Raw genomic sequence first — 14,702 nt, forward strand, 5'->3', positions numbered from 1 at the left:
TAGAGCGATGACTATTATTCGCTCTTTTGGTGTGAGTGCCGCTGTGAGTTCGGTTCATATTAACCTTTGGGTTGGTGATTACAGTAAAGCAAGCGGCGCTATTGACTGGATTAATACCCACAAGAATTGGTGTGAAGAAGAACTGCAACTCCGTTGTGCGTTTATTGGAGATTCCGCCAACGATGCCGCTATGTTTGAGCGTTTTAATCACACAGTGGGGGTTTCCAACATTCAACCTTTCCTGCCGATGCTTAAGCATAAACCTAAACAGATCATGTCACTGCCCGGAGGTTATGGTTTTGCTGAATGGGCGAATCATGTCCTTGATAGCCGAAAAGTCGAGAGCTGGTAATTTATCCACTTATATGCCTGATTGATTCCATCAACCAGGCATTTTACCCAACATCATGCCATATCAATCCGTGAAGTAGATCTCACTTCTTAAAACAATCATACCGAACGTTAAACCTTAAAATACATGCAATTATACAGTTCTCCGTACTTTTAATTTTTAACATTATTTCTTCTTATTTTTCATCAAGATAATACAGAACAACAATCTGTATAGTCTTACCTCTTACCTACTTAAATATCCATTCATTTACTCAATAATTCCGCATACAGAACGCTTGACCATTAAATATTTTGAATTCAGTATGTCGTACGAATTGAGCGGATTGGGAAGCAACAAACTCTCAAGATTTGGAGCTATTGCTCTGATTTTGCTCTGAATTCTTTTGTACATAAATGGATTAATTATGAAAAAAACTCTATTAGCAGTGGCTGTGATGGCAGCAGCAGGTTCTGTAAACGCAGCAGAAGTTTATAACAACGAAGGTTCAACTCTGGACATCAACGGTCGTGCTTTTGCGATTATGCAAGTAGAAGACAGCGGCGCAGGCTCTGAATCTTCTATCAGCGATGGTGGTTCACGTCTTGGCTTTACTGCAAAGCATCAAGCAACTGAAGGTGTAGCTGCTATCGGTCGCTTTGAAGTTGAATATGGCGATGCGTCTACCTCTTTCAAATCTCGTGATTTCTATGCGGGTGTTGAATTTACAAACATCGGTACTCTGACTTTTGGTCGCCAGACAACGATTTTTGATGACGTGGCATTCCGCGGTGGATTCGATGAGTGGTACGGCTACTCTCAAAAACTTGAAGATCGTGGTCGTGACAACGGTATCGTTAAGTTCTCAGCCAACAAGCTGGTTGAAAACCTGACAGCGGGCGTGACTTACCAGTTTGCTCAAGACGACAACAAACACCGCAGCGGCTTCACTATTGCTGGTGCATACGATCTTCCTATGGGTCTTGGGCTATCGGCTGGTTTCTACGACTACGCTGACGAGGTTTACGCTGGTCGTGCTACTGAAGCGAACTACTCTGGTTTCAACCTAGGTGCAAGCTACAAGATCAACGCAATGAAGTTTGGTGCTGATTTCTCGATGGAAGATCAGGATGGAACAGACGTAACTGCATGGCGTATCGGTGGTGAGTACAACCTGAACGCGGCACGCATTTATGGTGGTTACGGTCAAGTAGACGAAGATAAAGCGCCAACAGATTCGGGTTTCTATGCGGGTGTTGGCTACGCTCTAGGTTCAAAAACAACGGTATTTGTTGAGTACTCTCAGGTAGATACTGAAGCGAAAGGTGATTTCGAATCTGGTGCAACCGCAGGCATCGTTGTTAACTTCTAATCTAAGTTAACCTAAACCAATCCATGGTTTAAAACTTCTAAATTTCATTTTGAAGAGCAATTAATCCACTGCCTTCTAACCGGATAGAAATCATTGTCTATCCGGTTTTTTCTTACTAATGTCAGGGTCTGTTGAGGTTATCTAGCAACCAGAGCTTCGCCTTTAAACTCGATGCCTTCCCAGCCAAAACGCATAAAGTTGCGAATATTCTGGTGGTCTTCCCCTTCTGGGTTTTCAAGCACATCTTTGCGGTAGAAATCACCGAAACATGCCAACGCACTCTGAACATCTAGCTGGTTGAGTTTTGCAAAAGCAAAGATTTTGCATGAACCATTATTTTGTCCGGCTTCGTTTACCGTATCTCCGTTCTTGAACTCTGTTGGGGTGAATTCGTAATTCGCGTCAATGACAGAAATGACATCTTGAAATTGAACCGTTTCAGGGGATTGAGACAAAGCGGTCAGTAGTTCCTTTAGCTCCATGGCTGGCTTTCCTTGATTAAACAACAAATAAGCGCCGCATTATATATGATTCGATCACGGCTAAGTAGCCAAAATATTGCCAGCTTTACAGTTTACCTGACTCGAAGTTCGAATTATTTCAATTCAAGTTTGACACCATATGCAAGTAATCTAATAATTGATGTGCGTTCGGTTGACCTAGGTGCAGAGCATGTCAGACAAGATCATAAAGCAAATGTTGTTGTTTGAATTACAAGAACTTACTGGAGATGAAGATAACATCATTATCAGTAGGCTGCAGTCCGTTAACTGTATAAACACAGCGAAAGACATTAGAGATTTGCTTGCCCTTTTGTCTGACCCTGCAAAACACCATTACTTACTGCCTCTAATTAGTAGCATTATCCACAACGCGATAGTGAGCGAACGCAAGTCTAGCTACACAGATAAACTCACTGGCTTATTTAACTGCGGTTATTTGAGACACTTAGAAAACTCGCTAAATGACAAAGAATTCACGTTATTCTTCTTCGACTTAAACGGCTTTAAAAAAATTAATGACACTCATGGTCATGAAATGGGTAATTTAGCGCTCCGCGATTTTGCGAAAGCTTTAAAACGCAGTTTTAGACTGAGTGACATTATTCTTCGATATGGAGGAGATGAATTCATAGTCATTGTTTTTAGAGATGACCTCGACGTAGATACCGTCAGAAACCGGTTGGCTAAAAATCTTAACTCTCAGAATAAGAGAGGTTTTTCTATTCGTTTCAGTATCGGGAAGGCCGTCAATTCCTGTTGGGATTTTTCTCAGACCTTACGATCTGCGGACAGAGAAATGTACATGGATAAGAGAAGACTATGAAACAAATTCTATACAGAAGTATCTCGAAAGTGGACGAAATTGACGTAACCAACATCCTGGAAGTGTCCCGAAAAAATAACAAAGCGAATGACATCACAGGATTTCTGATTTTTCATTTAGATGGGTTCTATCAAATGATTGAAGGCCCGGACAGAAACATAGAAGAGCTTGTTGCAAAGCTTGGGCGCGACCCGAGGCACACAAATATCGAAATTCTATCCTCTAAAGACGTAGAGACTCGGCATTTCCCAGACTGGAGCATGGGCTACCTTAAGCTTGGAAAAGCAATCGGGCTCAGTTTAGCCGATTCAATTTCAAATGAAGATGCCATACTCGAAAAATTCCTCGAATTAACACCCGCTTGTTACCAGGTAACCTAGTCAGCTATCGATTGCTTGGGTGTTATCTCACCCAAGCAATTCCTGAAAAATTTCTCTGATTTTTCCCTCAAATTTCAACGTGCGTTACTTTACCGCTTGTTTCATCGACGCTTTTCTGGCGTTAAACAGAAACATCAACATGACGATGACAACAAAAGGTGCGGTATAGAGATTCAGATTTTGCCAGCCGATTGTTGCTTCAAGCCAACCAGAAAGCATCGCTGTTATTGCAACACAGCCAAACACAAAGAATTCATTAAATGCCTGTGCTTTAGCACGATTTTCAGGTTTGTAAGATTGGCTGAACATGCTGGTTGCGGAAATAAACATAAAGTTCCAGCCGACTCCCAGCAAAATTAGGGCAAGGGTGAAATGCCACAGGGACTGACCATGAACATTGATGGCAATGCAACCTATAAACAGAACCGCCCCCGCCACTATCATATTGCGCGCGCCAAACTGTTCTATTAGCCGCCCAGTGAAAAACGCCGGTACGAACATGCCCAATACGTGCCACTCTATAACCCCAGCGGCTTTAGTAAAATCAAAACCGCAACCAAGCATGGCTAGGGGTGTCGCTGTCATTAAAAGGTTCATAACTGCGTAGGCAACCATGGCAGCAAATACTGAAACCATAAAGTCGGGTTGAGACACAATGCTTTTTAACGGTTCGCTTGGAGCTTGTTCACTCAGCTTTTGTGCTGGTGGGAAGTTAATGGTTTGCAAAACGATCAACGCGATGATGTTGAGACCAAGCACCGCAGCAAACGCACCTATATACAGCCCGTCGGGTAAAAGGTTTTGAGACATAACAGCAAGATTCGGCCCCAATACTGCAGCCAGAACCCCACCTGCCATAGAAATGGATATCGCCCTGTGTCTTGCGCTTTCAGCACTCACTTCAATAGCAGCAAACCGATAGAGTGTCCCGAAGCCAATACCAATACCGAGCAGCAATGTCGAGAAACAAAACAACCAAAATAATCCATGGCTGAGAGAGTAAGTTGCAAGTGACGCACCAATGATTCCGAACAGGTTCCCCAAGCTAAAGCCTTTCCTTCTTCCAAGTTTGCCCATGATTAGAGAAGCAGGAATGGTCGCAGCCATTAGACCTAAAAATTGTAACCCGACAGGCAGTGTAATCAGGCTTTGAGACGGGGCTATCTCCTTTCCAATCAATCCTACAACGGAGATTAAGACAATGTTTCCCGTCATCAACAAAGCCTGACAAAGAGAAAGAAGCCACACGTTTCTATTCATTTACATCGTTCCTTTTAAAACGCTGTCGGTAAGCCAATGGGCTCACTCCAAACTGACGTTGAAATAAATTTCTTAAATTATCTCCGCTCATTAACCCTGAGCGGCTGGCGATCCTTTCTAGTGTCAGGTCGCTGTTTTTTAGCAGGTCACAAGCCAGATTCAGGCGTTCTTTTAGTAAATACTGGTTAGGGCTGACATTAAGCTCGTTTCTGAAAATTCGACCTAGCTGGCGAGTGCTCAGCCCAATGTGCTCGGCGATCTGTTCTACTTTAATTTCGGAACTTAGTTTTTGGTGGATATATCGGATAGCACTCGCTACCCGCTTGTCACCTGCACTCTGAGCCTGTTGAAAAGATATAAACTGAGATTGCCCTCCGGGTCTGCGATAGAACACCAGAAGTTCCTGAGCAACGGAAACAGAAACTGCGTAACCCAGATCCTGTTCAACCAGTGAAAGACAGAGATCGATTCCTGCTGTAATACCCGCAGAGGTGGAGATGTTACCCTGATGAATGTAAATGGCGTCTGAATCGACCTTAATTTCCGGATAGCGCTGCTGAAGTGTGTCGCAGTGCCGCCAGTGTGTTGTGGCAACTCGATTGTTCAGAATGCCTGCCTCTGCCAGCCAGAAAGCACCAGTACAGACAGACGTCACTCGGCGGCAAGTATTTGAAATGTTTTTAAGCCAGTCGAAAATGTCTTCCCGCTCAAGGTAGCTTCTGGAAAGATTACCACCCGGAACCAACAGCGTATCCAGTTGTTGGATAGCCTGCCAGCTTTCCTCTGCGAAAAGCGTAAGCCCTCCGTCTGTTTTTACTTTTCCCTTTTCAAAAGAAAAGATGATCACTTCGTATTCTGGCTCTTCATTAAATTTATTGGCTGAAGCGAAGACTTCTGCCGGTCCAATAACATCCAGACTCTGGCATCCCGGATAGGCGAATATCCCTATTTTCTTCATACATCTCCTTGGTAGGAAAACTGCTGTTTTCGCTCTATTAGGAGTATGCTATGAACCTACCCTGTCCACAACGACGAATACCCGATCATTTCGGACACATTACCAGCACGAAATGCCTAGGATCACGATTCCTGGACACAATTTTCGTCGAATATCCTGAATCCGTTTTTGCCAGCAGCTTTGGCTTTATACATGGCAGTGTCCGCCTGAATAAACAGTTCATCAGCGCCCAGTTTTTTGCCTGGCTGCGGATAAAAAGTGATTCCGATACTGGCAGAGACATGCAGCGTGTGCCCTTCGTGAACCATAGGGACGGCGACCGCCTCAAGGACTCTGCTGATGGGAATGTCATAAGCACAAGGTCGGGCAACGTTCTGAATAACGAATACAAACTCATCGCCACCAAATCGAGCGACTGTGTCACCAGCACGGATGGTATTGGTAAATTGTTCTGAAACGTGTTCAAGCATCAAATCGCCGACCTGATGTCCGTAGTTGTCGTTGATCTTCTTAAACCCATCCAAATCCAGAAACAGAATGGCGATGTATTGCTTACTTCGCTCTGTCTGAAGCATTGCCTGAGTCAGACGGTCGGTAAGCAGAATACGGTTAGGCAAACCCGTTAAGGAATCGAAATGCGCAATGTAATTGAGGCGCTCTTCGTGTTTCTTCTTAATCGTAATATCGGAAAACAATCCGACATAATGTGTGACTTTTCCATGTTCGTTGCGAATTGAGCTGATGTTAAGGTCCAGGGCGACTTCTTCCCCGCTGGTTCGCTTCAACCACACTTCCCCATTCCATTCACCGGTTCGAACTAAAGATGAACGCATATCTGAAAACTGCTCCTGATTCATAAAGCGATTCTGATATTCCAGCAGATTGAATTCGCGGGAATCGTCTGAGCTCACTCCTGTAATCATGTAGCAGGCTTCATTCACCTCGATCACATCCAGTTTTTCATTACAGATGAATATGCCTTCGTTGGCATGTTGAAAAACACTTGCCGCCAGCTTTTCCTTCTCCTGAGCCAGATAGGTATCCGTTATATCACGTACCGCGCCCACAGTGACGTCGGCTTTGCCGTCTGAATCAAATAGCGTTTTACCTTCTTCGATGACATGTTTGATTCGACCATCCGCCATCTGAAGGCGGTGGCTAACGTAAAATGGCGTATTGTTCTCTAAAGATTCTCTGAATGCGCGGTCCACTTTGACTCGATCTTCTGGGTGTATCATGTCGAGAAACAGCTGATAGGAAGGTTCGTACTCTTCAGGATCCAGCTCGAATATATGGTAAATCTGTTCTGACCAATAAAGGGACTCGGTTTCCATATTCAGAGACCAACTGCCAATATTGGCAATGCGCTGGGCTTCAATCAGATTGTTCTGGCTCTCTTCAAGATTTTCTGTATGACCCGTGATCTCCAGCTCTAGGTTCTTGATGCTCGCCACGAATGCCCAAAGAATAATGATTTCGGCAAAAATGTACCCTAAAATGCCCCACCCAATGGTTTTGTGAACCGATGCCTGATACTGCTGGTGTAAAGGTGTCGCATCTTTCCAGAAGAACACTTTCCCCACTTCTTCATTTAGACCACTCATCTCATTCTGATAGTCGACAATGGGTAACTGAACCACATTGTAGGGTCTGCCTTCGTACTGAATCACATCAAATCGATAATCGGGTTTAATCATCCCTGATTCGGTTATCTGACGAATCATGCCACTGAAAATGGGCTCAGACTGGTACTCAATAACACACAGGCACTTTTCAACATAAGGTAAGCGGTGGTAGTCCTCTTGAAACTCGATCCACATGGACTGAGCCAGAGCGGATGTTCTTAATGTCACTCCACTGCCAATACCGATATTACTTTCAAGCTTTTGGAGCAGATTGCTTAATGGGGTGCCCAGATCTAAAGCTGCCACTACAGCATCGTCTTCATCACTTGTCACGGGAACGACAGAACGAAGAGCGGCACTGGTACGCCCGATTTCGTAACCTGAAATTGAATCCCCTGTCGCCAGAACCTGACTGACTGTGTTTCGAATACCGACGACAGAATCATCGAACCGAGAGGGTTGTTGTAAACGCAGAAAAGAATTGGAATCAGGAGGAAGGAATATTTGCAGCGACTTGATGTAAAACTCATCCTGAATCATCTGCCACGCAGGCATCATATGATTCATGAGCCTTTGCCGCAAAAACTCATCGATAGTGTGATCAATTTCCCCACGTTGTTCGGCTTTCCAACGCTCTTTCAGAATGTGATTCACACGTTCATCACCGGCGATAAACGTACCCATCAAACTCATGTCCGTCGCAGCCTGCTCCAGAACGGTTTGATAGCTCTGTTTGATTTGAATGGCTTGCTCTTCGATTGAGTTATTCAGAGATTGTCTGGCTGAGTTAATGCTGACAAGCACAAAGAGGATATCTATCAACGCGATGATCACGCTGAGAAGCAAAAAATTATTTCGGTGGTACTTTGAGAGGTACTTCATACCGTACCTAACCTCGCTCTATCGGAACTACTGTCTCCGTATTCAAACTTTCCCTGTTTGCTACAGAACTACCCAATTTTCCTACCAAACTAGGAACGCGAATTATTTCACCTAAGGCGCAATAAGTTTTCTGAGCAGCACAATCAGTGTCCGACTTTTATTCGGCGAATTCGACCCTTCATACGCAATACTTTCAGTAAGTATCAATTTTGAGCCAGAAAAGAAAATGAATGTTTGAACCCTGAAGGGTTGGCAGCACCAAACTGTTCGTTCAGCACTGCGTTCAAGGTTAAGAAGTAGCGAGGTATTTTGGTTGAAGCGATCCTAAACGATTATAACTTCAACGTTTTGATCGATAAGAGACTGTTTGTGTTCTTCTGAAATGCCACTGTCTGTGATCAGAACATCGACAGTGCTGCAAGGGATCACTTTATAAACACTGACCTTACCGAATTTACTTGAGTCCGTCACAACGATGGTTTTCTTTATCGACTCACACATAAATCGATAAAGGCGCGCTTCGTGTTCACTGTGTGTCGTAATACCATGGTCCATGTGTATTCCATCGACACCAACGAAAATTTTATCGAAATGGTAGTCTTTTAAGCTCGCTTCGGCTTGAGGTCCATAAAAAGACTGGCTGTCACAACGTAAAGTTCCGCCTGTAATCATCACATCTAAACCTGAGGATGCAGAAAGCGCCGTGACAATATTCAGCCCGTTGGTCATAACCGTCAGATCGCTTTCCTCCGCGATCAACTTCGCAATGTATTCAGTGGTGGTGCCAGCGCCCAGAATAATGGCATCTTTAGGTTCGATCTGTTTGACCGCTTCCTTAGCGATTATCATTTTTTCTGGCGCATGATGCGTGAGTTTGATTTTGTTCGATGACTCAGCAAGAGAAGATTGGTTGCGAATCGCTCCACCATGAGAGCGAATTAATAAGCCTTTTTCATCCAGATAGTCGAGATCGTTCCTTATGGTGACCAAGCTAACATCGTGTAATTCTGAAAGCTCTCCCACCGACACACTGCCATTCAGATTCAGTCTGTTCAGTATACTTTCTCGTCTTTTACTGGTTTGACTCATATTTTGAAGCTACCCTCTATCTACTTCGTAAGGAGGCTATATTTTTATAACAAATTTCGAGCCTTGCCTAGAGGCCTTACTCTTAAGGGGTATATCGATCACTCAACGTTATTTGCCTGACAGTTCATCTAACCGCGATGTTCCCTCCATCGGGCCAGACACCGTTACTGAACGAGAACCACATTCTGTAGCTAACCTTAAAGACTCCTCAATTGGCTTACTCTGTAATCGAAATGCAACATAAGCGCCGCCAAAACAATCACCTGCGCCTGTCGGGTCTACTTCTTCAACGGGAAAAGCTTTCTGCTCGAACGTGTGTGTCCGTGTGAATACTTTTGCACCTTTTTCGCCCTGCTTGAGCACAATTTCACTGACACCATAGACATTAAAATACTCATTTATCGCATTTTCGAGATTATTACTTTCGGATAAAGACGTGATTTCCGCTTCACTTGGCATAAAAATATCTGTCACTTTCAAAATTTCGATCAGTGAGCGTTTCATCGAGTCATCCAGCAGCTCCTTTCTAATATTAGGATCAAAAGACACAGAACCCTGATTGCCTTTCACAATTTCTATCGCTTTGGTGGTCAAAGACGCAATATCCTTGTTAAACAAAGAGGAGCCCATAATGTGGAGATGAGTACATTGTTCGAGCACGGTTAAATTGGCGTTATCCAGATTAAGCTTTCCACACGCCGCATTCTTAATGTTGAAGATAAAATCACGGCTGCCATCCGCATGATAAGTAACAAATGCTGAGCCCGTCGTTTCTTGATCCAGTACTGAAATTCCCGAAACATCAACACCGTCTTGCTTCAGTCTGTCGAGATTAATGCGACCGAAGCCATCATTGCCGACGGCTGAAATGATTGCGCAGTCCACACCCAGCTTCGCCACCTGATCAATAAAAATGGCAGGCGCACCACTGGGGTATGGTCCGGTAAACGTTCCTGTTTCAGATAAAGCCTGGTCGACTTCCGTGGCCATTATCTCAACCACGATTTCGCCTATGGTTACAATCTTCATGCTCACCCTTTCTTGTTTTTGTACACGTCGATACCGACAGCAATTAGAATCACGATGCCCTTAACGATCAGAGACACAAAAAAGTCGACATTCATCAGGCTCATAACATTGCTGAGAACAGCAATGATGAGCGCACCAATGAGTGTGCCGATAATGGTGCCGCGACCACCAGTTAATGAAGTGCCGCCAAGAACACAGGCTGCAATGGCATCCAGCTCCATACCATTGGCAGAGGTTGGCTGAGCGGAAAACATTCGGGATGCGAGCATCACTCCACCAATCCCCGCCATTAAGCCAGTGATCATGTAGGAATAGATGGTGGTTTTGGACACGTTAATACCTGAATACGCCGCCGCTTCCGGGTTGCCCCCAACGATGTAAACTTTGCGTCCAAATGTGGTTTTCGACAGTAGGAAATGATTCAACGCAATCATGGCGATAAGAATGACAATGGGAAACGGAATGCCAAGAAAATACCCGTTAAACACGTATTCAAAAGGGGCATTGTCGTACAGAGAGATCGCCTGACCGTCACTGGTTAGCATCGCGGCACCACGCCAGATTCCCATAAAGCTCATGGTGACGATGAAAGGATGCACACCAAGCGATGTGGTAATAAATCCGTTCGCAAACCCACACAATACGGAGACACCAAGCGCAATAGGCAGCATCAAAGAGAAAGGCAAACCATAAGTTAAGCCCACCACCAGCACCAGCCCGGTCAATGCGACAATCGAACCCACAGACAAATCGATACCAGCAAGCAAAATGGCGTACGTCATTCCAAAGGCAACAATCGCAACAATGGAGGTCTGCAAAACAATGTTGGTTAAGTTATTGACTGTGAGAAAGTACTCAGACAAGAAAGAAGACACGATCATCAATAAAACAAGCCCACCAAGAATACCGCCATACTCCTTGAAAAACGCTTTAATCATCGGAATCCACTCCTGTTGCGTATACCATTACTTTGTCTTGGGAAAGCCCTTTTGTATCGAGCTCTTTCACGATTCTTTTATTCCTCATCACCAGTAACCTATCACTCATGCTGAGCGCTTCCGGCAATTCAGAAGACACCAAAATCACTGCCGTTCCGAGAGCAGTAAGGTCACGGATAATATTGTAAATTTCGTATTTGGCACCAACGTCTACACCCCGGGTTGGCTCATCCAGAATCAGGATTTTGGGCTGTTGCTCTAACCATTTTGCCAGCACAACTTTTTGCTGGTTTCCACCACTTAACGAGCCCACTTCCTGCTCAGAATCGTGGACTTTTACCCGCATTTTACGAATGCTGGTATCGGTGATGCGTTGCTCTTCACTTTCATTCCGAATGCCTGCTACTGCCACTTTTTCAAAGCTCGTCAGGTTACAGTTGATATGAACACTGTGGTCAAGCACCAAGCCCTCTTCTTTTCGGTTTTCAGTAACGAAAGCAATGCCGTTTTCTATCGCTTTGCTGGGGCTATCGATATCAATGGATACGTCATTAACTTCAATGTTTCCCTCATAGGGCAACATGCCAAATATGGCGTTCATGACATCGGAACGACCTGCCCCGACCAGCCCAAAGAAGCCAACCACTTCTCCTGGCTTAACATCGAAGCTCACTTCCTGAAAATACATGGGGTTAGTTAGCGAGCGAACCCTCAAAATGGGAGCCGCGCCTATTTGTGCATCTGGAACTTTAGGAGGGTAAATGTCGTTCATTTCTCGCCCGACCATCATGGTGATCAGGGAATCTATATTGGTTTCGTCTTTCTTTACAGTATCGATGTACAAGCCATCTCGCATAACAGTGATGTCGTCAGAAATACGCATGATCTCCGCCATTTTATGGCTGACATACACAATGGCTTTGCCTTCGGATTTAAGCTCTTCAATGATATTGAAAAGGATTTCCACCTCGGAATCGGAAAGTGACGAAGAAGGCTCATCGAAAATCACCACTTCAGACGAGTAGCTTAGCCCTTTTGCAATTTCGACCAGTTGCCGTTGCGCCATGGATAAAGAACTCACCCTGATAACTGGTGAAATAGGAATCTTGTACTTGTCGAGTAGCGCCTTGGTTGAACTGATCATCTCGGTATCGCTGATCACACCATATTTGGAAGGCTCATTGTTGGCGTATATGTTCTCTGCAACACTCAGGTTGTTACACAGGGAGAGCTCCTGAAAAATGATGGCAATGCCATGCTCACGCGAATCCAGTGGCGACTTAAACGTCACCGTCTCACCTTTTTTGATAATGTGACCACGTGTTGGCGAATGGACACCCGCCAGCATTTTCAATGTGGTTGATTTTCCACATCCGTTTTCACCCAGAATGGTATGAACACGACCTGGAGACAACTTAATAGAAAGCCCATCTACCGCTTTAACCGCGCCAAAATGCTTACTTAAGTCGTGGGTTTCTAAAACAACATTCTGCATATCACTATCCGACATAAAATCTCACCTGAACAACTTGAGCACAGAGCACTCAAATCGTTCAGTTACCGCGTGTTATTTACCCGTATATAGAACAGGTACGATCGGATATTCGGCATCAACCGATTTACCAGCCAGATGATCAACCGTTGCTTTGATTGCCTTTCTGCCCATGGTATCGGCGTCTTGTTTTACAACACCAATCAGGTGAGCATTATCATCCACCGCTTTAATGCCTTCAGGCATGCCATCAAACCCAATCACCACCGCATCAGATTTTTGCTTGGTAACGGCAAGCCCGGCACCGATCATCATGTCGTCACCAAAGGCAAAGATAAGGTCCGTTTCAGGATTTGCCTGAAGCATGTTGATGGTAGAAGTCAGGGACTCTTCACGTGTTTTACCAGGCTGAACCGCGACAATCTTGATGTCAGTGTCGGATACAGCATCACGGAAACCGCGTAATCGGTCTTCAACTGACGAGATTCCAGGGTAAGACAGCATAACAACGGTGCCTTTACTGTTCAGGTGTTTGACAGCAAGTTTTCCTGCCTCTACCCCACCACCGTAGTTATCTGTTGCAACATGCGAGACCACTTTGCTGTTTTCTGCACCGATATCGACCGTAATAACCGGAATGTTTGCACGCTCGGCTTTCTTCAAAGGTCCACGGACACCTTTGGAATCCACCGGAGAAATGATGATTGCGTCGACATTTTTGATAATACAGTCTTCGATGTCGTTAATTTGTTTTGCTAAGTCCTGGTTAGCAATAGAAACTTTTAAATCCACGTTATTTTCAGTCGCACCAGCTTTCAGACCTTTTGCCAACGCAATATAAAATGGGTGTGATTGCGTTAGAAGAGAGGCACAAACTGTTGATTCATTAGCCGCATGGGCATTCATTGAAAATGCAGACATGGCAGCCATTGAAGCAATTAAAAATTTTATACTTTTCATTTTACTTTCCTTGTATCGCTTGTGATGACCAGACGCCAAGCTCTGCTGACATGAGTCACCGGCTATTTGTTTGAACAAAAAGCAGAGAGGTCCGAAACAATGAATCAGCCCTACTTTGATATTACGCACAGAATTGAATATGTGCATAACGCCTCTTGTTAAACTTATCGTTTATCAAAACATCACAACAACATTTAAAAAGCAAAAGAAAGTTTACGTAAGTTAGATTTCGATCAACTTTATCTACTTATTTATCAATATAGAAAGTAAAAACACCCATACACCTCACAAAATCACTTCACAAATGAGATCAAAGTCACCTTTATATGGATTTTATGCTCATATTTCGATCAATGTGATCAAGGCAAAATTTTTTCACATTTCTTTCCTTTATTTTCATAAAACACAATAAAGAAAGATTTCGAAAGGAAAGTAAGTGCAAATTTTACTGGATATGGTGGCTCAACATAAGGCAGGTACAAAAGTCGGAATTTATTCGGTTTGTTCAGCACACCCATTGGTGCTGGAAGCCGCGCTCCGTCAAAGCCTAGCTGATGCCAGACCGGTACTAATAGAAGCCACATCTAACCAAGTGAATCAGTTTGGTGGCTACACTGGTATGACACCTCAAGACTTCAAAGAGCTGGTGTTTTCTCTAGCCAAGTCATTGTCGGTTCCAGAGTCTCAGGTTTTGCTTGGTGGTGATCATTTAGGACCAAACTGCTGGCAAAACGAAACCGCCGATTCTGCAATGCAAAAGTCCGAAGATTTGATAGAAAGCTACGTAGAAGCAGGTTTTCGAAAAATTCATCTCGACTGTTCGATGCCCTGTTCGGGTGACCCTGTCCCATTGAGTGATGAGACCATCGCATCACGAGCTGCTCAGCTTTGTGAAGTTGCAGAAAAAACCTGGCGAGCATGCGGAGGACCCGCTCCTGTTTACATCATAGGAACCGAAGTCCCTGAGCCCGGCGGTGCAAAAGAAGATTTAGACGATGCTTTGGAAGTCACCAATGAAAAAGCAGCGGAAAGGACCATTCAGATCCACAAAACACGTTTT

13 protein-coding genes and 1 pseudogene are annotated in these 14,702 nt (G+C 44.3%); 5 read left to right on the top strand and 9 right to left on the bottom strand.

What is annotated here, in order from left to right; translation table 11 throughout:
- Window positions 1-352: pseudogene (locus RH89_RS29835) on the top strand (HAD-IIB family hydrolase); the annotation flags it as partial.
- 406 nt (window positions 353-758) lie between these two features.
- Window positions 759-1,703: a porin gene (locus tag RH89_RS04365; RefSeq protein ID WP_004399595.1), complete on the top strand. Its 945-nt coding sequence runs from the start codon at window positions 759-761 to the stop codon at window positions 1,701-1,703.
- Between the two features lie 137 nt (window positions 1,704-1,840).
- Here the strand turns inward: RH89_RS04365 and RH89_RS04370 are convergent, their stop codons facing one another.
- Entirely contained in the window at window positions 1,841-2,185 is a 345-nt protein-coding gene (locus RH89_RS04370) for a HopJ type III effector protein (RefSeq protein WP_004399597.1), read from the bottom strand.
- A 190-nt stretch (window positions 2,186-2,375) separates the two neighbouring features.
- Between RH89_RS04370 and RH89_RS28610 the strand changes: the two genes are divergently transcribed.
- Window positions 2,376-3,029 (top strand): GGDEF domain-containing protein, encoded by a 654-nt coding sequence (locus tag RH89_RS28610; RefSeq protein ID WP_004399599.1) that lies wholly within the window; start codon window positions 2,376-2,378, stop codon window positions 3,027-3,029.
- Entirely contained in the window at window positions 3,026-3,409 is a 384-nt protein-coding gene (locus tag RH89_RS04380; protein WP_004399602.1) for a BLUF domain-containing protein, read from the top strand. Before RH89_RS28610 ends, RH89_RS04380 begins: the two co-directional genes overlap by 4 nt.
- A gap of 84 nt (window positions 3,410-3,493) precedes the next feature.
- Here RH89_RS04380 and RH89_RS04385 read toward each other — a convergent pair whose 3' ends face one another.
- From RH89_RS04385 to RH89_RS04420, 8 genes are all read right to left on the bottom strand, one after another.
- Window positions 3,494-4,669 carry an MFS transporter gene (locus RH89_RS04385; protein ID WP_004399604.1) on the bottom strand — a complete coding sequence of 392 codons (1,176 nt, stop codon included), beginning with the start codon at window positions 4,667-4,669 and terminating at the stop codon, window positions 3,494-3,496.
- On the bottom strand, window positions 4,662-5,627 hold the full coding sequence (locus RH89_RS04390; protein WP_004399609.1) for a GlxA family transcriptional regulator: 966 nt from the start codon (window positions 5,625-5,627) through the stop codon (window positions 4,662-4,664). Before RH89_RS04390 ends, RH89_RS04385 begins: the two co-directional genes overlap by 8 nt.
- A 122-nt stretch (window positions 5,628-5,749) precedes the next feature.
- Window positions 5,750-8,134: a diguanylate cyclase domain-containing protein gene (locus RH89_RS28615; protein ID WP_004399611.1), complete on the bottom strand. Its 2,385-nt coding sequence runs from the start codon at window positions 8,132-8,134 to the stop codon at window positions 5,750-5,752.
- A 324-nt stretch (window positions 8,135-8,458) separates the two neighbouring features.
- The gene (agaR, locus tag RH89_RS04400; protein ID WP_004399613.1) at window positions 8,459-9,223 is read right to left on the bottom strand and encodes a transcriptional repressor AgaR; all 765 of its coding nucleotides are present in this window, start codon (window positions 9,221-9,223) and stop codon (window positions 8,459-8,461) included.
- Window positions 9,224-9,331: 108 nt separating this feature from the next.
- Complete coding sequence (locus RH89_RS04405) at window positions 9,332-10,252, bottom strand: sugar kinase (protein ID WP_004399615.1); 921 nt, start codon at window positions 10,250-10,252, stop codon at window positions 9,332-9,334.
- Window positions 10,253-10,254: 2 nt separating this feature from the next.
- On the bottom strand, window positions 10,255-11,190 hold the full coding sequence (locus RH89_RS04410) for an ABC transporter permease (protein WP_004399616.1): 936 nt from the start codon (window positions 11,188-11,190) through the stop codon (window positions 10,255-10,257).
- A complete protein-coding gene (locus RH89_RS04415) occupies window positions 11,183-12,700 on the bottom strand; it encodes a sugar ABC transporter ATP-binding protein (protein ID WP_206536130.1) in 1,518 nt (505 codons plus the stop codon). Before RH89_RS04415 ends, RH89_RS04410 begins: the two co-directional genes overlap by 8 nt.
- Before the next feature lie 57 nt (window positions 12,701-12,757).
- A complete protein-coding gene (locus RH89_RS04420; protein ID WP_038144975.1) occupies window positions 12,758-13,642 on the bottom strand; it encodes a substrate-binding domain-containing protein in 885 nt (294 codons plus the stop codon).
- 436 nt (window positions 13,643-14,078) lie between these two features.
- Here RH89_RS04420 and RH89_RS04425 point away from each other — a divergent pair.
- Window positions 14,079-14,702: class II D-tagatose-bisphosphate aldolase non-catalytic subunit (locus RH89_RS04425; RefSeq protein WP_004399621.1), on the top strand; the 624-nt coding region annotated here is incomplete at its 3' end.

The organism is Vibrio nigripulchritudo ATCC 27043 (genome assembly GCF_000222685.1).
Lineage (GTDB): Bacteria > Pseudomonadota > Gammaproteobacteria > Enterobacterales > Vibrionaceae > Vibrio > Vibrio nigripulchritudo.